General features: G+C 30.8%; 17 protein-coding genes and 1 tRNA gene. 6 read left to right on the forward strand and 12 right to left on the reverse strand.

What is annotated here, in order from left to right; translation table 11 throughout:
* Positions 1–82: 82 nt before the first annotated feature.
* Together NAB20_RS01075 and NAB20_RS01080 are read right to left on the reverse strand one after the other, a co-directional pair.
* Positions 83–1,165 (reverse strand): bifunctional 3-deoxy-7-phosphoheptulonate synthase/chorismate mutase type II, encoded by a 1,083-nt coding sequence (locus NAB20_RS01075; RefSeq protein WP_105196484.1) that lies wholly within the window; start codon positions 1,163–1,165, stop codon positions 83–85.
* Entirely contained in the window at positions 1,165–2,040 is an 876-nt protein-coding gene (locus NAB20_RS01080; protein ID WP_105196485.1) for a prephenate dehydratase, read from the reverse strand. The genes NAB20_RS01075 and NAB20_RS01080 overlap by 1 nt, the downstream gene beginning before the upstream one ends.
* 269 nt (positions 2,041–2,309) lie before the next feature.
* Here NAB20_RS01080 and gldA point away from each other — a divergent pair, with 269 nt between their 5' ends.
* A complete protein-coding gene (gene gldA / locus NAB20_RS01085; protein WP_105196486.1) occupies positions 2,310–3,203 on the forward strand; it encodes a gliding motility-associated ABC transporter ATP-binding subunit GldA in 894 nt (297 codons plus the stop codon).
* Between the two features lie 181 nt (positions 3,204–3,384).
* Here the strand turns inward: gldA and rlmN are convergent, their stop codons facing one another.
* The gene (gene rlmN / locus NAB20_RS01090) at positions 3,385–4,428 is read right to left on the reverse strand and encodes a 23S rRNA (adenine(2503)-C(2))-methyltransferase RlmN (protein WP_088391371.1); all 1,044 of its coding nucleotides are present in this window, start codon (positions 4,426–4,428) and stop codon (positions 3,385–3,387) included.
* 135 nt (positions 4,429–4,563) lie between these two features.
* On the opposite strand from rlmN, the gene NAB20_RS01095 reads away from it, so the two are divergent.
* A complete protein-coding gene (locus tag NAB20_RS01095) occupies positions 4,564–5,514 on the forward strand; it encodes a nitronate monooxygenase family protein (protein ID WP_088391369.1) in 951 nt (316 codons plus the stop codon).
* A 224-nt stretch (positions 5,515–5,738) separates the two neighbouring features.
* The gene (locus NAB20_RS01100; protein ID WP_235877413.1) at positions 5,739–6,380 is read left to right on the forward strand and encodes an O-methyltransferase; all 642 of its coding nucleotides are present in this window, start codon (positions 5,739–5,741) and stop codon (positions 6,378–6,380) included.
* 1 nt (position 6,381) lies between these two features.
* Here the strand turns inward: NAB20_RS01100 and NAB20_RS01105 are convergent, their stop codons facing one another.
* From NAB20_RS01105 to NAB20_RS01130, 6 genes are all read right to left on the reverse strand, one after another.
* Positions 6,382–6,945, reverse strand: coding sequence for a phosphatase PAP2 family protein (locus NAB20_RS01105; RefSeq protein WP_375605367.1), 564 nt, complete (start codon positions 6,943–6,945; stop codon positions 6,382–6,384).
* Positions 6,945–7,292, reverse strand: a complete 348-nt coding sequence (locus NAB20_RS01110) for a twin-arginine translocase TatA/TatE family subunit (RefSeq protein WP_105196489.1) — start codon at positions 7,290–7,292, stop codon at positions 6,945–6,947. The genes NAB20_RS01105 and NAB20_RS01110 overlap by 1 nt, the downstream gene beginning before the upstream one ends.
* Positions 7,293–7,663: 371 nt before the next feature.
* Entirely contained in the window at positions 7,664–9,907 is a 2,244-nt protein-coding gene (locus NAB20_RS01115) for a M1 family metallopeptidase (RefSeq protein WP_105196490.1), read from the reverse strand.
* Between the two features lie 155 nt (positions 9,908–10,062).
* Positions 10,063–10,560 carry a DUF6702 family protein gene (locus tag NAB20_RS01120; protein WP_105196491.1) on the reverse strand — a complete coding sequence of 166 codons (498 nt, stop codon included), beginning with the start codon at positions 10,558–10,560 and terminating at the stop codon, positions 10,063–10,065.
* A gap of 531 nt (positions 10,561–11,091) precedes the next feature.
* On the reverse strand, positions 11,092–11,277 hold the full coding sequence (locus NAB20_RS01125; protein WP_375605368.1) for a hypothetical protein: 186 nt from the start codon (positions 11,275–11,277) through the stop codon (positions 11,092–11,094).
* 52 nt (positions 11,278–11,329) lie between these two features.
* The gene (locus tag NAB20_RS01130) at positions 11,330–11,512 is read right to left on the reverse strand and encodes a hypothetical protein (protein WP_375605369.1); all 183 of its coding nucleotides are present in this window, start codon (positions 11,510–11,512) and stop codon (positions 11,330–11,332) included.
* Between the two features lie 205 nt (positions 11,513–11,717).
* Here NAB20_RS01130 and pepE point away from each other — a divergent pair, with 205 nt between their 5' ends.
* Complete coding sequence (gene pepE, locus NAB20_RS01135; RefSeq protein WP_375605370.1) at positions 11,718–12,425, forward strand: dipeptidase PepE; 708 nt, start codon at positions 11,718–11,720, stop codon at positions 12,423–12,425.
* Between the two features lie 203 nt (positions 12,426–12,628).
* Here pepE and NAB20_RS01140 read toward each other — a convergent pair.
* Positions 12,629–12,701: transfer RNA gene (locus tag NAB20_RS01140), tRNA-Gly, on the reverse strand.
* A gap of 650 nt (positions 12,702–13,351) precedes the next feature.
* Between NAB20_RS01140 and NAB20_RS01145 the strand changes: the two genes are divergently transcribed.
* Positions 13,352–15,004: a murein L,D-transpeptidase gene (locus NAB20_RS01145; protein ID WP_105196495.1), complete on the forward strand. Its 1,653-nt coding sequence runs from the start codon at positions 13,352–13,354 to the stop codon at positions 15,002–15,004.
* Here NAB20_RS01145 and NAB20_RS01150 read toward each other — a convergent pair.
* Positions 14,948–15,655 carry a murein L,D-transpeptidase catalytic domain family protein gene (locus NAB20_RS01150; protein ID WP_375605371.1) on the reverse strand — a complete coding sequence of 236 codons (708 nt, stop codon included), beginning with the start codon at positions 15,653–15,655 and terminating at the stop codon, positions 14,948–14,950. The genes NAB20_RS01145 and NAB20_RS01150 overlap by 57 nt on opposite strands.
* A gap of 489 nt (positions 15,656–16,144) precedes the next feature.
* Here NAB20_RS01150 and gpmI point away from each other — a divergent pair, with 489 nt between their 5' ends.
* A complete protein-coding gene (gpmI, locus tag NAB20_RS01155) occupies positions 16,145–17,662 on the forward strand; it encodes a 2,3-bisphosphoglycerate-independent phosphoglycerate mutase (protein WP_375605372.1) in 1,518 nt (505 codons plus the stop codon).
* Positions 17,663–17,846: 184 nt separating this feature from the next.
* On the opposite strand, the gene galE is transcribed toward gpmI, so the two are convergent.
* Positions 17,847–18,860 (reverse strand): UDP-glucose 4-epimerase GalE, encoded by a 1,014-nt coding sequence (galE, locus tag NAB20_RS01160; RefSeq protein ID WP_105196498.1) that lies wholly within the window; start codon positions 18,858–18,860, stop codon positions 17,847–17,849.
* Positions 18,861–18,877 lie beyond the last annotated feature (17 nt).

Here is an 18,877-nt window from a genome sequence, read left to right on the forward strand (position 1 = left end):
AGGATTAATGATTTTTAATTAAAAACAATTACAAATGTAGTTAAATCAAAAATCAAAAATCACGAATCCTCATTCTAATATATTAAGATTTATATACTTTCTCTTGATGAGCAATACTTTCTTGGTGAATCGATTTGAATATTTTTAATACAAATTCTTCACTTAGTCCTTTTTCTTCTCCATCTGCAATTATTTTTTCAAGAATTTCATTCCAACGATTATTTTGTAAGATAGCTACGTTTTTTTCTTTTTTAAGCAATCCTATTTGATCTACTATTTTCATACGTTTGCTCAAAATTTCTAATAATTTTTCATCTAAACCATCAATTTGTGCTCTAAATTTAGAAATACGTTGGTGATAATCATCTGAAGGTTCGTCTATCTTACGGACTCTTAAATCTACAAACATTTGTTTTAAGTTTGGAGGGGTTACTTGTTGTGGTGCATCACTCCATGCTTGATCAGGATTACAGTGTGATTCGATCATTAATCCATCAAAATTCATATCAAGTGCTTGTTGAGAAACTTCTTCTATCATCTCTCTTTTTCCTGTAATATGAGATGGATCACAAATTATAATTAGTTCTGGAAATTTATTTTGTAAATCAATAGCTATTTGCCATTCAGGATTATTACGATATTTTGTTTTTTCATAAGTAGAAAATCCTCTATGAATAACGCCTATTTTTTTTATTCCTGCTTGGTATAATCTTTCCAGTCCTCCTATCCAAAGTGATAAATCAGGATTTACGGGATTTTTAAGCAATACAATTTTATCTGTATTTTGTAAGGCATCTGCTATTTCCTGAACAGCAAAAGGGTTAACTGTTGTTCGAGCACCTATCCAAAGTAAATCTACATCGTATTCTAATGCTAACTTTACATGTTGAGCGGTTGCTACCTCTGTTGCAATCATCAAACCTGTTTCTTCTTTCGCTTTTTTTAGCCATTTTAACCCTATTTCTCCTACTCCTTCAAAACCTCCTGGTCTTGTACGAGGTTTCCAAATACCTGCCCTAAAAATACTTACATCACTGTTTTTTAATTCATGTGCTACCGCTAGAACTTGTTCTTCTGTTTCGGCACTACAAGGCCCCGCAATTACAAGAGGATGATTTAATTTTAGATCATCAAACCATTTTCTATTTTCTTTCTTTATTTCCATTATACGTTCATTAAAATTAAATCATGATTATATATATTTTCATTCAAAGGCATATCTCCTGATTGATATTCACCTAAAAGTTTAAAATGAGTTGTCATTAATTCCAAAATATTTTTAGCTTTTTCAAAATAATAGTATTTTTCAAAAACTACATCCACAAAGAAAGAATATTGAAAAGGTTTCTCTATAATTGGAATTGATTGGATTTTTGTCAAATTTAATTTACAATTATTCATCACATTCAAAACAGTTGCTAAACCTCCTGGTGTATTATCTAATTCAAATTTAACAGAAGCTTTATTTACCTTATCTTTTTTTATATCGTTTTTAATTTTTCCTAAAATCATAAAACGAGTAATACTACTTTCCACGGATTGTATTTCTTTAGCTAAAATTTCCAATCCATATACTTCAGAGGCTATTGGTCCCGCTAAAGCAGCTATTCCTTTTCGCTTTTCTTCACTTATTCTTTTTGCTGTAATAGCGGTATCCGAACTTTCAATTACTTTAATATGCTTATTCTTTTCTAAAAATTTAGCACATTGTAGCAAAGCAATAGGATGTGAATGTACCTCTTTTATATCTTCTATTTTTTGACCAGAAAGAGCCATTAGATTAAGACTTATTTTTAAAAAGTACTCCCCTAACACGTTTAGTTGATTTTCATCTATCAAAGCATAATTAGGAATTAAACTCCCTGCTATAGAATTTTCTATAGCCATCACGCCATAATCTACTGCTCCTTTTTTTAATTGTTTGGCTACTTCCTTAAAAGTCTTACATTCAACTATTTCAATATTTTCGCCAAAATAATTTTGAGCAACTTGCTGATGAAACGATCCTCTTATACCTTGAATAGCTACTGTAACTTTCATACGCCTTTGATAAAAAATTAATAAAAAAAATCCCGAAGCTTTTTACTTCGGGATTGTATAGTATTGTAAATCTAAACTTATTCAGTTAACACCATAACAATCCCTCTCCTTTCCAAAAGAAGTAATAAAAAAAGTTGCTATACAATGTTACTAAACAGTTCATACGTTTTTTTTGCGTTTGGCTAAATTAGTATTTTTTTTCAAAAAAGAAAACTATTTAAATCTTTTTGAGTGTTTTTCTTATTTTTGTCTTAAATAGTTAATAATTTATGTCTATAGAGGTTCAAAATATTTCTAAAAGTTATGGTTCTCAAAAAGCTTTAGACAATATTTCGTTTAAGGTAAACAAAGGTGAAATTGTTGGTTTCTTAGGTCCAAATGGAGCAGGAAAATCGACCTTAATGAAAATCTTAACAACTTATATCAATTCAGATGGAGGGCTTGCAAAAGTAAATGGATTTGATGTAAACACTCAAACAATTGATGTTCAAAAATCAGTAGGATATCTACCAGAACACAATCCTTTATATTTAGATCTTTATGTTCGTGAATATTTAAACTTTAATGCCGATGTATATAAGGTTAACCGGTCTCGCATAGAAGACGTAATTTCCCTTACGGGTTTAACACGTGAAAGTCATAAAAAAATCGGACAGCTTTCTAAAGGATATAGACAACGTGTAGGTTTGGCAACCGCATTATTACATAATCCAGCAGTTCTTATTTTAGATGAACCTACAACAGGATTAGATCCTAATCAGATTATTGAAATTCGCGATTTAATTAAAAATATTGGAAAAGATAAAACCGTTTTTCTTTCTACTCATATTATGCAAGAAGTAGAAGCTATTTGCGATCGTGTGATTATTATTAATCAAGGCAAAATTGTGGCCGATAATCAAATTGAACACTTAATTACTGAAGCTAATGAGCAAATAATAGAGGTTGAATTTGACCAAAAATTTGAAGAGTCATTGATTCATCAAATACCTAACATTATTTCTTATACTAAAAACGAAAATTACTGGGAATTAACCTTTAATTCGGAAAAAGATATGCGTTCTGACCTATTTGATTTTGCACAACTTAATGGATTAAAAATGTTACAACTTTCTCAGAAAAATAAAAACTTAGAAAGTATTTTTAGAGAAAAAACTAAATAACTTTAAAAAGAGGCTTTACAAAAAATCAAAATTCAAGGTGTAGCATCATGTTACTTTAACCATAGAAAAAGTCACATTATCAGCATTATGTGATGTGATTTGCTTCGCCTATTCGAGCAAAGCCATCAGGTCTCCCTTTATCAAAATGATAAGATTATGACCTTTTAGAAAGCCTCTTTTCTTAAATTTCTTTATTTGCTAATTGTCCACAAGCAGCATCTATATCTTTCCCTCTACTTCTGCGCACTTTTACCACCACATCAACCGCTTCTAAAGCTTTTATATATTGATTTATTACTTGCTCAGATGCCTGCTGAAAAGCACCTTGATCTATTGGGTTATATTCTATTAAATTAACTTTACAAGGAACGTACTTACTAAATTTCACTAAAGCATCTATTGATTTTTTATCATCATTAATTCCTTTCCATACAACATATTCATAAGTTACTTTGCTCTTTGTTTTTTTATACCAATATTCTAAAGCCTCTCGCAAATCTGTTAATGGAAAATTTTTAGTAAAGGGCATAATTTGATTTCTAATTTCTTCAATGGCTGAATGTAAAGAAACTGCCAATTTAAATTTCACATCGTCATCTGCCATTTTTTTTATCATTTTAGAAATTCCTGATGTAGAAACTGTAATTCGTTTAGGCGACATTCCTAATCCTTCTGATGATGTTATTTTGTCAATAGCTTTCATTACGTTAGGATAGTTCATTAAAGGCTCTCCCATTCCCATAAAAACAATATTGGACAATGGACGATTATAATACAAACGACTTTCCGAATCTATAGCGGCTACTTGATCATAAATTTCACCCGGCTCTAAATTACGCATTCTCTTTAATTGAGCTGTTGCACAAAAATTACAATCTAAACTACATCCAACTTGGCTGGACACACATGCTGTTGTTCGGGTTTCTGTAGGAATTAATACGGATTCAACTACTAATCCATCATGCAAACGCACTGCATTTTTTACAGTTCCATCTTCGCTCCTTTGCATTTGATCTACCTCTATGTGTTGAATTACAAAATTTTGTTCTAACATTTCCCTAGTAGCTTTAGAAAGACTTGTCATATCTTCAAATTTATGCGCTTTTTTTTGCCACAACCATTCATAAACTTGATTTCCCCTAAAAGCTTTATCTCCTTTGGATACAAAAAATGTTCGTAATTCTTCCTTACTTAATGCGCGTATGTCTCTTTTTTCTATCTGCATGGAGCAAAGATAAGAATTCTTAATTTTTCAAATATCAAATCTTATGTACTATTAACAAAGATTATTTTCTAAAAAGCTTCTTTTTTTATATGCAAGCATAATATTTTTTTCTTATATTTGGTCAAATTTACAATTATGGCAAAGACTACATTAACCGAATTATTAGATATAAAATACCCTATCATAATGGCACCTATGTTCTTAGTTTCTAATACAACTATGGTAATAGAAGGAATGAAAGCAGGAGTTGCGGGCTGTATACCAGCCTTAAACTACCGCACACTTGAAGAGCTAAAGAAAGCTATACAGGAACTAAAAGCAGCTAAAGTAAAAGGGGGCAGTTTTGGTTTTAACTTAATCGTAAACAAATCAAATATTAAGTACAAAGAACAATTAAGAGTTCTTTGTGAAGAAAAAGTGGATTTTATCATTACTTCTTTGGGGAGTCCTGAGGAAACTATACAGGAAGCCCATAAAGCAGGTGTTAAAGTTTTTTGTGATGTCACGGATCTTAAATTTGCTAAAAAAGTAGAAAGTTTAAAAGCAGATGCTATTATAGCCGTGAACAATCAGGCTGGTGGACACAGAGGCGACGTAGATCCTGAAAAATTAATTAAATTATTAGATGAAAATACTTCTTTACCTGTAATTTCTGCTGGTGGAGTTGGATGCAAAGAAAATTTAGACAAAATGCTTGGTTATGGTGCCATTGGCGTTTCAATAGGAAGCCTTTTTATTCCTTCTATCGAAGCGGGAGTATCTCAAGAGTACAAGCAAGCTTGTGTAGATTATGGAGCAAAAGATATTGTAATGACTGAAAAAATTTCAGGAACACCTTGTACTGTCATCAACACCCCTTATGTTCAAAAAATAGGTACAAAGTTAAATTGGTTAGAACGTTTTTTAAACACAAACAAACGTTTAAAAAAATGGGCGAAATTAATTCGATTTATGATTGGTAATAACGCCGTAACAAAAGCAGCTACCCAAGCAACTTATAAAACAGTATGGGTTGCCGGACCAACGATAGAATATTCTAAATCAATTGAACCTGTACAAAAAATCATAGAAAGTCTAATTAAATAGAACTTCTAAAATAGGGGCTTGAAAAGTAAAACAAACACCTAGCCCATCAATTAGACAACAGGAAACTCGAGAGCTTTGTTCAAACAGGTGGGACAAGTCACATTATTAGCATTATGTGATTTTCCCCTTTGATTGAAAATGACAAGATCGCGACTTTTTAGGAAAGCCTCTTTTTTTATATAATACTTTGTATTTTTGCTCACTGTATTTGACAATTAAAAATTATGCATTTCATTTCAGAAGAATTAGAAAATTACGTAGCGCATCACAGCGAAAATGAACCTGAATTATTAGCTCGTTTAAACAAAGAAACTCATCAAAAAATACTACAACCACGCATGATAAGTGGTCATTTTCAGGGACGTGTTTTAAGCATGTTATCTAAATTAATTAGACCTAATGCTATTCTTGAAATAGGAACTTATACAGGGTATGCTGCTTTATGCTTGGCTGAAGGGCTTACTAAAAATGGTACACTTGACACTATAGATAATAATGAAGAGCTTTTTGATTTTCAAAAAAAATATTTTGATCAATCATCTTGGGCGGCTCAAATACAACAGCATTTAGGAAACGCATTGGACGTTATTCCTTCTTTGAATAAATCTTTTGACTTGGTTTTTATAGATGCCGACAAGGAAAATTACATTAATTATTTTAATCTCATTATTCCTATGATGCGTTCTGGTGGTATTATTTTATCAGATAACGTCTTATGGAGTGGCAAAGTACTAGAAGAAGTAAAGACTAATGATAAAAGCACCCGCGTTTTATTAGAATACAACCAGCTTTTGAAAGAGGATCCTAGAGTAGAAACTGTTTTACTCCCTATAAGAGATGGATTAACTGTGAGCAGAGTTTTATAAACTACTGCTCATTTTTTGTTACCCATTTACGATATAATATATTAAAGGACAGCCCTAAAATGACCCCTACTACATAACCTGTTAAAATATCAATTGGATAGTGTAATCCTAGATAAATACGACTGTAGGCAAAAATTAAAGGAAAAAAGAAAAGTAGATACGCGTATTTATATTTTTTTTTAAGAATTAAGTATACAAAAACGGTAGTTGCCATAGAATTGGCGGCATGTCCTGAAAAAAAACTAAATGTATCACTACTTTTTACTATTCGTATCATTCCTTTTAATTCAGGAGTACTACAAGGACGTAGACGCTGAACTACTTCTTTTACAAGATTCGTAAACTGATCCGTTACAGCAACTAGTAAAGCAATAGTAACTATAACTATTAAAAAAGGCTTCCATCCACCTACTTTTTTATAGACTAAATATAACATAGCTATAAAAAAAGGGGTCCAATGAAATTGCTTCGTCACAAATAACCAAAAACCATCAAATGGTTCCGACCCTAAATTGTTTAAAAAAATAAAAAGTTGTTTATCTAATTCTATTATATGCTTTAACATTACATCTGGCGTTTTATAGGACCGGTTAAATCTTCAAAATTCTCTTTTACCTCATTTATTTCTTCTGTAATATCTAAAGGATTTTGAACCGGAACATCTTTCATGATACGATCTTGCACATTTTGTTTTATGCTTTCCACTTCTTTAGAAAAATCAGTTGTCATCTGACTAATTTCTTTTCCAGTAGTACTGTTTTGAATTTCTGATTTAATATCATTGGTCGCATTTTTCAACTGCGCCATTCCTTTACCTAAAGTACGTGCTATATCAGGTATTTTATCTGCGCCAAATAACATGAGTGCTATGAAGATAATAAATATTAACTCACCTCCGCCAATTCCGAACATACTCTTTTTTTTTGCTTTTTACAAAGGTAAATAGAAATTTAATGAATACACGTTAAAAGAAATAAAAAACTTATCATTCTATATTTATCTGTTACAAAATACCTAAACTTCTTTGAGTATAACTAAAAAAATAGATTGCTAAAAAAGGGAGATCCTTTTTTTGAAGTAATACAACCCATCCATAAAATTTCTGTAATCTTTTACATTAAGTCCATTTAGAAAACAAAGTAACTTCTAATTATTATACCGTTCAAAACAATGTTATATTAATTTGGCGTGATGAAATGTATTAATAAAGAGCGATTTTTCACAGTCTGATATCATTCGCAAGAAAACAAGTATAAAGAGAGTCAATACAACTCTCTTTATTTTTAATCAAATTTAGATTTCATTTCTTCTTTAGGCCAAGTATTATTATAAATATTTATGTCTGCTGTTTCTTCTTTAGGATCTACTTTTATTTTTTTGATAATTTTTTGAGTTGGGAAGACACGTGAGACTTCTTTATCATTTTTCAACCAAATTTGAGCTGGAAATTTATAATTTTCTATTGTTCCGTCTTCATAAGTGATTTCAACCAATAAAGGCATAACTAAACCTCCTGGTTTATCAAAAGTTACTTGATAAAAATATTTAGGGGCTATTAATTTAGCTTTTTCTTCTGTTGTGAAATTTTTATTTACAAACTCTTCTAATGTTTTAATTTCTTTCGCATCAAACGATTTATCCATTTCTGGTTTAAAATCAACGCTTGTTTTATCTATCATATAGACTTTAGGTCCTGATGCTTTAAAACGATTTTTTCGTGTTATTTCTTGTGCTTTAAGACCTACTGGCTCATCATTTGTTACAAAGAATTGTTTAACTTCTTTAACTCCTATATCATTATAATCTGTTGTATAAAACCACCCACGCCAAAACCAATCTAAATCAACTCCTGAAGCGTCTTCCATTGTTCTAAAAAAGTCTTCTGGAGTAGGGTGTTTAAATTTCCAACGATTGGCATAAGTTTTGAATGCGTAATCAAAAAGTTCGTGTCCCATGATCGTTTCTCTCAAAATATTCAAACCTGTTGCTGGTTTACCATACGCGTTATTTCCAAATTGCTTAATAACTTCTGAATTGGACATAATAGGTTCTATACCGTTTTGATCTCCGCTCATATAAGGAATAATCATTTTGGCTGGTCCTCGATCTGTTGGAAAATTAGGATCCCACTCTATTTCTGCTAAATATTCTAAAAAAGTATTGAGTCCTTCATCCATCCAAGTCCATTGACGTTCATCTGAATTTACGATCATAGGAAAGAAATTATGTCCTACTTCATGAATTATAACGCCCATCATACCGTATTTTAAATGATCTGAATAATTTCCTTTCTCATCAGGTCTTCCAAAATTCCAACAAATCATTGGATATTCCATCCCTTGATCTTGGGCGTTAACTGAAACCGCTTTGGGATAAGGATAATCAAATGTTTTTGCAGAATAACTCTTAAGTGTATGTGCTACTATTTTAGTAGAATATTGCTCCCATAATGGATTCCCTTCTTTCGGATAGATAGAGGTAGCCATTACCTTTTTTTCTCCTAACTGAACGGCCATGGCATCTAAAATAAATTTTCGAGAAGTAGATATTCCAAAATCACGTACATTCTCAGCTTTAAAACGCCATACTTTCTTTTTATCTGACCATGTTTTTTCTCTTTCTATTGCTTCTTCTTGCGTAGCAATAATCACAGGTTTATCAAACGTTTTTTCTGCTTGTAAATAACGTTGTAACTGAATAGATGTTAACACTTCTACTTTATTTTGCAAAGTACCTGTAGCTTCCATAATATGATCCGCTGGTACGGTTATATTTACTTCATAATTTCCGAAAGGCAAAGCAAATTCTCCTTGTCCCCAAAATTGCATATTTTGCCAACCTTCTACATCATTATAGACTGCCATACGGGGAAAAAATTGTGCTAATACATACAATCGGTTTCCATCAGGAAATTGCTCATAACCACTACGACCACCATCAACCATATAGTTTCCTACATTGTACCACCATTTTATAGTAAAGATAAATTTTTGTCCTTTTGCCAAAGGTGTTTTTAAGTTAATACGCATCATGGTTTCGTTTATAGTGTACGGAACCGCTTGCCCTGCAACATCTTTTATATATTCTATTTTGAAACCGCCATCAAATTTTTCTTCCATATACGATCTAGAAAAGGCTCTAGCACTTATAGCAGGATCTATTTTTTCGCTTTTTACCAGAGGTGTTTTAGATGTTTTAGAAAAAAGATTTTGATCTAATTGTACCCATAAATAATCTAATGATTCTTTTGCATTATTAGTATAGGTAATAGTTTCTATTCCATACAAACGCGCTTTTTTATCATCTAACTCAATATCCATTTTATAGTCTGCTCGTTGTTGGTAATATTCAGGACCTGGAGCTCCTGAAGCAGTACGATACATATTGGGAGTAGCCATCAGATCATACATTTGACGAAACTTACTTTGATCTGTATGAGTTTCTGATTTGGACTTACTTTGTAATTCTTGAGCCACTCCTAAAAAAGTAGAGAATAACGCAACTACTAGAGACGTTAATTTTTTCATTTTTTAATTAAAATTGGTTGGTACTTTAATTTTCTAATTTTAACTCAAATTCGGCATTGGAAATCTATTCCTCTTTATTTTCAACGAAGTCTAATGCGAAATCTGGGTTTAAAAGGCTAAAAATAAATTCTTTTTTTAATTTTCTTAAACATTTATCAATACTTTAACACTCCATTTATATTATTACCTGAAAACAAAAAACTATTTTTAATTCCTTTATTGTTTATATGAATAATATTTTGCTGTTCATCATTCAATTCTAAGAGAGCATTATTCTCTATTTCAAGAACTTTTAGTTTTGATATGTTTTCAATTTTATAATATCCTACTAAGACATTTGCTTCTATTTCTTTTTGTACAAAATATAAGGTTTCTGATTTTCCATTTATTTTTATCTTAAATGTTTCTTGTATATATTTTTTCATAAACACTACATCTTTTTCTGTCTCTTCTTTTTCTCCTAAAGCAGTTTTTACGTGGTATTTAGATAACAAGGCTTGATTAAAATCATCTATAAAAATTCGGGTTATTATCTGAAGTCTTTTTTTTTCAGGCACATAACTAATCTGATATATAGATACATAAAACTTATGTATCATAAAGGAGCTTAAGAACAAAAGGGTTATTAAAAATAACGTAATTTTTTTTATCATTTTATAAAAGTATTATTTTGAAGGGCAATTATTTCTTTGTATTTAAAGGGTAAATTAATTAAATCTGAACGCAAAGATCCATATTTTTTTGAATTATTTTTTTTTGAATTACAGCAGGATTTTCGGAAGAATAAACTACTTAAATAATTGTTGGCTATTTTTAAAACATTTGTAAAAAAAGCATCTTTTAAAACTAATTTTAGATGGGCATAGTTCATTTCGTTTTTGCTCTATTTTTAATTCTTTTTTTAACATGGCTATTCTACCCGAAATTTGATTAATCAAACCTTTTATCCCCACACCTCCTAAAGGAATTAGTAACAAACTGTGCCGCTTAACCTCAAATTCCGCATTAGACCCGAGCGTAGCGAATAGACGAAGTAAATCTATTCCTCTTTATTTTTCTTCCAATTTAAGCATGTACTCCATTTTTATTCATCGAAATAGCGGACTATTTCATCTTCTAAAATTTTCCGTGAGCATTTGAATTTATTGCCAAATTTTGTTTCAAAACGAAGTCTAATACGCAATCTAAAGTTTATTTAAAAGTCTGACTGTATTGGATTCATATTTTTCATTTTCTAGTACTTTTTCAACCATTTTCGTTTTTCCTGAAAACGTATTTAGAATTCCTTCTAAAGGCCATTTTGAATTTAAATCATAAAAATTCTCTTTACTTTCTTTTACTTTATATTCTAATACTTTATTTTTATTCACTCTTCCTCGTGATAGGACTGTAAATCGTTTGACATATACCTCTCTAATTCTTTTATTTTTTAAAAAAACGAAGCAAAAGTACATCTGTCTTGAAAGAACTTACATTTAACTGTATCTGAAGTGGCTCTATATTTGGAGAAGTTATTACCAAAATATCTTCTAGACAAGATACTATTTCGAACTCTCCCATTGGATTTGTACAAACCCAATACCCTGTCGTTCGATTAATAACCATTAAACTATCTTTGTTTGTTAAGCCTACTTCTATTCCTCCTTTAATATTTTATTTACTGAGCAAAGACAGATTCTATACAAAAGAACAAAAGTATCTTTTTTTAGCCCTATTTTTTTTGTAAAAATAATAGGCCTTTTAGTCAATAAAGCACTAATAGGATAGTAAAATTTTGTTAATTCTGTATATTTGATTCAAATTTATAAAAATGAAAAAAGTTATTTTAGCAAGCACATCCACTTTATACAGCGGTGGTTATTTAGAATATTTACTACCTACTTTAAGCAAGCATTTTGACGGAGTAAAGACTTTACTTTTTATACCGTATGCGCAACCAAACGGAATAAGTTATGACGAATACACTTCAAAAGTAAGGGAAGCTTTTTTAAAAATTGATATCACGGTAAAAGGAATACACGAATTTGAAAATACTATAGAAGCAGTACAAAATGCTGAAGCCATCTTTACAGGTGGTGGTAATACTTTTTTATTGGTAACCAAACTTTATGAAAAAGACTTAATCTCTATTTTAAAAGAGGTAATTGAAAATGGAACTCCTTATCTTGGAACAAGCGCGGGAAGCAATATTGGCGGTAAAACAATGAACACAACCAATGATATGCCTATCATTTTACCCCCTAGTTTTAACACATTGGGCTTAATTCCTTTTAATTTAAACCCTCATTATTTAGATCCAATTGAAGGGTCTACCCACATGGGCGAAACCCGAGAAATCCGTATTAACGAATTTCATAAACTAAATACGATTCCTGTTTTAGGATTACGAGAAGGAAGTTGGCTAGAAGTTTATAATAATAATATTTTTTTAAGAGGTGAACTTACTGCCAGACTTTTTAGATCGGGAGAGTTTCCTGTAGAAATGGCTCCTGAAGAAAATTTAAACTTTTTAACATAACAAGCAGGTATTAGAATCAAACGGATCTAGTTTTAAATAATTAAAAATTAGATCCGTTTTTTAATTATAGAAGCAACATCTTATTTATCACTTTAGTAAACTCAGATTGTCAAACTTTTTTCCTAATCCACAGGTTTGGACTTGATTTGTTTTGATTAGCAATATAAAAGTAATAAAAAAGCCCAAGAATTTCTTGGGCTTAGAGCGGAAGACGAGGCTCGAACTCGCGACAACCAGCTTGGAAGGCTGGAGCTCTACCAACTGAGCTACTTCCGCATTGCGAGTGCAAATATAAGCATGTTTTTTGTTTCTCCAAATTTTTTGAAGCATTTTTTTTAAAAAAATCGATCAATAACTTATTTACTCGATAAAATCTTATTTTAAAATGAATCTCTTCATTTATAAAATCTTATTTTTGTATATTATGATTATTTAAACAAGGAACTAAAAAGAGATATTTAATTCACTAAAAAAGAAATATTTATGAAGGTATATAAAAAGTCACAATTAAACATTTAATCTATCACTTCAACGACAGGAGAAATCACTTTATTATCAGTATTATCTGATTTCTCTCTATAGCTAAGACAAGATTGTGACCTTTTAGAACATCTTCATTTTTTTAAAGTGATCCATCAGATTTTTCATCAAATATTAATCTGTTTGATAAAATATATTATTCAATGCTAATTATCAGTTCCAAATAAAAGTAAGACTGTTTCATATAAAGATCAAACAAGAAAGCATGGGAATTATTATTAAATCATTTGGAACAGTTTTTGAAAATAAAATCCACATGATTAGTTTGGTTGAATACCAAAATAACCCCTGTAGATTTCTATGTTAAAATTAAAGGATCAAATACAAACGATTTTTGACATAATCAACATCAGTTTACACTATGTTATGCACAAAGAAATTAATATATGAAAAAGTTTTACTCAATACTACTATCTGTTTTAATATATGTAAGTTGTGCTAACAACACAAATCCTAGATTTTTTTCAACTGAAGAAAGTATAGAAAAAGCTTTGAAGAACGAAACTTTATTGGATAATTGGGATTTAGATGAAAACAGAATGGATTTATTAGAAGCTATCAGAAAATCGACAGAGGAGGGATTGAATCCAGAGGACTATCACTATTCTGAATTATTAAAATATGAAGATTCTATAGTCCTAACCTCTGACCAAAAAGAAAGTTACCACCAATTACTCACGATTGCTCTAATTAAATATAGTTCTCACTTAAGAAATGGAAAACTTAATGCTAATGAAATTTATTCTGACTGGGAAATAACACCAAAACCAATAGTAACGGATTCTATTTTATCTATTATTTTAGCAAAAAAACAAGTAGACAGTTTAATTAAGCAAAGTAAACCTCATCACTTTATTTATAATCAGTTGAAAAAGGCTTTGTTAAAGATTAACACTATGCCTGATGAAGTTTTTGATACTATTAAACCTAAATTAAACGAAAAACTATACTTTGGACTCAAAAACAGCGGTACAATTTCCAAAATTAAAAAGAGACTTCGACTATGGGGTGACTTAAAATCTAGTGACACGCTTGTCAATAAAACGTTTGATGAAAATTTAAAAAAAGCAATTATCTCATTTCAAAAGCGTCATGGTTTACAATCAGATGGCCTAATAGGTTTAGGTACTCTAAAAGCACTGAATTACAGCAAGGAATACCGCAAACGACAAATAATGGTAAATCTTGAAAGATGGCGATGGTTTCCTGCTGATTTAGGAAATAATTTTTTGGCTGTTAATCTTACTGATTTTGAACTACAGGTTGTAGAAAATAATGATACTACAAAAACTTATCGAGTAGTAATTGGTCAACCTAAACGCAAAACACCTATTTTATCTTCAAAAGTTGACAATATTATTTTTAATCCTACTTGGACGGTTCCCCCTACTATAATAAAAGAAGATCTAGTACCTGCTGCTACAAAAAGTAGAAATTATTTTTACAAAAGTAAAATCAAAATTTTTAATACTAAAAATAAAGAAATATCACCCTATTCTTGGAAACCTGAGGATGCTTTAACGTACAAATACGTTCAAAGTCCTGGTTATAACAATTCTTTAGGTTTAGTTAAAATAAATTTCAACAATAATCATTTGGTTTATATGCACGACACAAACCATCGGGAACTTTTTACAAATCAATATCGCGCTTTAAGTTCTGGCTGTGTTAGAATAGAAAAGCCCCTTCCTCTAGCGGAATATTTATTAAGAGACAAACTTAAAAAGGAGTATATAAAAGAAGAAGTTATTCAAAAAAACAAAACAAAAAACAGCGTTCCTACATACAAAAAGAAACTGATAGAAATACCTGTTTATTCATTAGCAGAAATTGACACTATTATTCAGAAGAAGGAAACAAAAGCTGTAAGAGTAAGTCAGAATTTCGGGATTCATTTTCTATACTTTACAGCTTGGTATGATAAGGGTTTGATACAATTTCGAAACGATATTTATCAATATGATTCTGAATTATATTTACGATTAAGTGATCAACTTACTAACAATATCATAAGCTCTAGTAGGGTGATAAATAAATAAACATGTTTTGTCTTTTACAGCATTTATCACATCATATTTAATTGCCTCAGGTATAGCTGGACACCCTTGACTCCTCCCTAAATAGCCTTGTATTTTTATAACAGCAGGATTAGCGTATTCGGCTCCGTGCATTACAACGGAACGATTTCTAGCATTGTCATTAATACCTCTTTCTTGTCCATCTAATTTAAGAGATAAACCATGCTTACCTATGTAGGTTTCTCCTGTTATATAAAAACCTAGGCTACTTTTACTAGAATTCAATTCATTTGAAAAACTACTAGCAAACTCACCTCCTGATTTCATTCCATGTGTAACCAAATTATTAAATAAAATTCTATTCGAAATTAAATCAATAACCCACATTCTTTTTTTAGTTGATGATAAACTAAAATCAATTACTGTTAATACTTCTTTTTCTATTAAACCTTTTTCTTTTAATGAATAATATCCTAACATTGCTTTCTTAAAACATTCCATAGGCGGTAGTACCAAATGGTTTGCGTCTAAAGAGAAATAGATCATCTCAATTTTGGCTAACGCAGCATAATCGCTTTTACTCGTTACCAAGTCAGAACTCACGTTATTAGCAGTCTTTGGGGAAAAAGACATTAAGAATAACAAAACAAGGGGTAAAAATCTGTAAACCATTGACAATCTTTTATTTATATTGTTATTACTACAATACAAATATCTAAAAAAAAATCCAGACGGCAAATTATTTCTGCATTTTGTCGGTTTTTTTTGCATTTTATCGATTTGTTGTTATATACGTTATATGGATTACATCTTTTTACCTCTTTTAAACTAGCAACTTCAATTATTTACTTTCTGTTAATAATTATCTCGTTTTTTAGTCTACTCCATATCAATGCAGCCAGAATAATAACTATAGTAACTTATTTTATATCCTATTAATCTCAAATTTTTCACTTAGACTCGAACGAAGTGAATTGACCAGGTTCTTCTTCCTTTTTATTTTTCTTTCACAACAAAATCTAGTGCGAAATCTGGAATAATTTCATCTCTAATTCACAAAAAAAATGACGTTTGATAAACTCGCTCTATAATATGTTCCAATTAAAGATTCTATTTAATTTCAAATTCCTAATTTTGAGGTTTCAAATAACACTTCTAAAGATGAGTAAAAAAGTAATTTTAATGATTCTTGATGGTTGGGGAAAATCACCTGACCCTAAAGTATCTGCTATAGATCAAGCCAATACTCCGTTCATAGACAATCTCTATACACGATTTCCGAATGCTACATTACGAACTGATGGACTTAATGTAGGATTACCTGACGGACAAATGGGAAATAGCGAAGTAGGTCACATGAACTTGGGTGCTGGAAGGATAGTGTATCAGGATTTAGCTAAAATTAATCTAGCAGTTCAAAACAAAACTTTAAATAATGAAAAGGTACTAATAAAGGCCTATGAATACGCTAAAAAAAATGACAAACCCGTACATTTTTTAGGATTAGTTTCAGATGGTGGTGTTCACTCGCATACGGATCATTTAAAGGGGCTATTAGATTCTGCACAAGATTATGGCTTAGAAAAAGTTTTTATTCATGCTTTTACAGATGGTCGTGATGTAGATCCTAAATCTGGGGAAAGACATATAAATGATTTAGCTGAATATTGTACGCATTCAGCGGCTAAAATTGCCACTATAACGGGGCGTTATTTTGCCATGGATCGTGACAAACGCTGGGAACGTATAAAAAAAGCGTATGATGTTATGGTACTAGGTATAGGTAAAAAGGCCAATGATCCTGTAACAGCTATACGAGAAAGTTATTTTAATAATATAACTGATGAATTTATAGAACCAATTGTATTAGTAAATGACAATCAAGAGCCTTTAGCTAAAATACAAAATGGGGATGTCGTTGTTTTCTTTAATTTCAGAACAGATAGAGGTCGTGAACTAACAGAAGTTCTTTCCCAAAAAGATCTTCAAGAGCAAAACATGAATCATTTAGACTTGTATTATGTAACGATGACCAACTATGATGACACTTATAAAAATGTACATGTTATTTATGATAAAGATAACATAACGGAAACATTAGGCGAAGTAGTAGCAAAAGCGGGTAAAAAACAAATTAGAATAGCTGAAACTGAAAAATATCCGCATGTTACCTTTTTCTTTTCTGGAGGTAGAGAAGAACCATTTGAAGGAGAAACCCGAATTTTGTGTCCATCGCCTAAAGTTGCTACCTATGATTTACAACCTGAGATGAGTGCTTTTGCCCTAAAAACTGCTTTAGTTTCAGAATTAAAAAATGGAAGTGTCGATTTTGTCTGTCTTAACTTTGCAAATGGTGACATGGTAGGACATACAGGCAATATGCAAGCAGCAATTAAAGCATGTGAAGCCGTAGATCAGTGTGTTCAAGAAGTTATAACAACCGCTTTAGAAAATTATTATACAACAATACTTATTGCTGATCATGGTAATTGTGATACCATGATTAACCCTGACGGAAGTCCTAATACGGCTCATACAACAAATCCTGTTCCTATTATTTTAATAGATCCTGAATTAAAAAATATTAATAGTGGTGTTTTAGGAGATATAGCGCCTACTATTTTGGAATTAATGGGGATTTGTAAACCAGAAGTTATGAGTGGAAAATCTCTTATATAAATCTTCCTTTGCAAGAAGTATTTAAGAAAGGTTAACCATCTAAAATGTTATTTAACTTTGCTCGCTTATTTTATTTGAATCTTTAATTTGTAAAATAGAGCGAGCAAAGTAAGTTAAATAAGACTAAGCATTTAGTATACTAAAAAATATTTTCACTAAGTTATTTCTTTTCGGTCTTTTTCCCTTATTTTCTGATTTTTTGTTCCCATTCCCAAGCACTCGTTAAAGCTTCTTCTAATGTAGATTCAGACTTCCATCCTAGAACTTCATTAGCTTTTGCTGTATGCGCATAGGCTTCAGTAATATCACCTTCTCTTCTTCCTACAATTTTATAAGGTAATTTTTGACCTGATACTTTCTCAAAAGTTGAAATCACTTCTAATACCGAACTTCCCGTTCCTGTTCCTACATTAAAAACCTCTACTTTTTCTACATTTTTTTTAGCTAAAAGACGTTCTAATGCTACTACGTGGGCTTTTGCTAAATCTACCACATGAATATAATCACGGATAGCTGTTCCATCTTCTGTAGGATAATCATCTCCAAAAACTGACAATTCTTGTCTTAATCCTATAGCTGTTTGTGTAATAAAAGGTATCAAATTCTGAGGAACACCTAATGGCAATTCTCCTATTTCAGTTGATGGATGTGCTCCAATTGGATTAAAATAACGCAATAAAACAGCATTTATGTTAGTTACTTTAGCTACATCTGTTATTATTTCTTCCCCTATTTGTTTTGTATTACCATAAGGTGATAGTGCAGATTGTACAGGAGCATCTTCTGTTATAGGCATTTTTTCTGCTTGCCCATAAACTGTACATGAAGAACTAAAAATAAAATGCGCTTCTGTTTTTTGTTCTAATTCTTGTAAAAGATAGACTAAAGCATTTATATTATTTTCATAATATAGTAATGGATTTTCTACACTTTCACCAACTGCTTTACTAGCTGCAAAATGAATTACTCCTTTTACATCTTGGTATTTTTGAAAAAAATCTTGAACTGACTTTTTATCACGCAAATCTATTTTTTCAAAAATAGGTTTCTTTCCTGTAATATTTTCAATTCGTTGCAAAACTTCTATCGACGAATTTGACAAATTATCTATTATAATTACCTCGAAACCTTTATTTTGTAATTCTACTACAGTATGAGACCCTATAAACCCCAAGCCTCCTGTTACTAATATTCTCATAAAATTTAATTAATTTG

The sequence above is a fragment of the Flavobacterium davisii genome (assembly GCF_042182265.1).
In the GTDB taxonomy this organism is placed as follows: Bacteria; Bacteroidota; Bacteroidia; order Flavobacteriales; family Flavobacteriaceae; genus Flavobacterium; species Flavobacterium davisii.

Excerpts from the sequence above, each read along its gene's own strand:
- NAB20_RS01115 (WP_105196490.1), bottom strand. The coding sequence starts at position 9,907 with ATGAAAAAATTAACGTCTCTAGTAGTTGCGTTATTCTCTACTTTTTTA.
- galE (WP_105196498.1), bottom strand. The coding sequence starts at position 18,860 with ATGAGAATATTAGTAACAGGAGGCTTGGGGTTTATAGGGTCTCATACT.
- NAB20_RS01145 (WP_105196495.1), top strand. The coding sequence starts at position 13,352 with ATGAAAAAGTTTTACTCAATACTACTATCTGTTTTAATATATGTAAGT.
- NAB20_RS01150 (WP_375605371.1), bottom strand. The coding sequence starts at position 15,655 with ATGGTTTACAGATTTTTACCCCTTGTTTTGTTATTCTTAATGTCTTTT.
- NAB20_RS01105 (WP_375605367.1), bottom strand. The coding sequence starts at position 6,945 with ATGTTAAAGCATATAATAGAATTAGATAAACAACTTTTTATTTTTTTA.
- NAB20_RS01130 (WP_375605369.1), bottom strand. The coding sequence starts at position 11,512 with ATGGTTATTAATCGAACGACAGGGTATTGGGTTTGTACAAATCCAATG.
- gldA (WP_105196486.1), top strand. The coding sequence starts at position 2,310 with ATGTCTATAGAGGTTCAAAATATTTCTAAAAGTTATGGTTCTCAAAAA.
- NAB20_RS01080 (WP_105196485.1), bottom strand. The coding sequence starts at position 2,040 with ATGAAAGTTACAGTAGCTATTCAAGGTATAAGAGGATCGTTTCATCAG.
- NAB20_RS01100 (WP_235877413.1), top strand. The coding sequence starts at position 5,739 with ATGCATTTCATTTCAGAAGAATTAGAAAATTACGTAGCGCATCACAGC.
- NAB20_RS01110 (WP_105196489.1), bottom strand. The coding sequence starts at position 7,292 with ATGTTCGGAATTGGCGGAGGTGAGTTAATATTTATTATCTTCATAGCA.
- pepE (WP_375605370.1), top strand. The coding sequence starts at position 11,718 with ATGAAAAAAGTTATTTTAGCAAGCACATCCACTTTATACAGCGGTGGT.
- NAB20_RS01095 (WP_088391369.1), top strand. The coding sequence starts at position 4,564 with ATGGCAAAGACTACATTAACCGAATTATTAGATATAAAATACCCTATC.
- gpmI (WP_375605372.1), top strand. The coding sequence starts at position 16,145 with ATGAGTAAAAAAGTAATTTTAATGATTCTTGATGGTTGGGGAAAATCA.
- NAB20_RS01120 (WP_105196491.1), bottom strand. The coding sequence starts at position 10,560 with ATGATAAAAAAAATTACGTTATTTTTAATAACCCTTTTGTTCTTAAGC.
- rlmN (WP_088391371.1), bottom strand. The coding sequence starts at position 4,428 with ATGCAGATAGAAAAAAGAGACATACGCGCATTAAGTAAGGAAGAATTA.
- NAB20_RS01075 (WP_105196484.1), bottom strand. The coding sequence starts at position 1,165 with ATGGAAATAAAGAAAGAAAATAGAAAATGGTTTGATGATCTAAAATTA.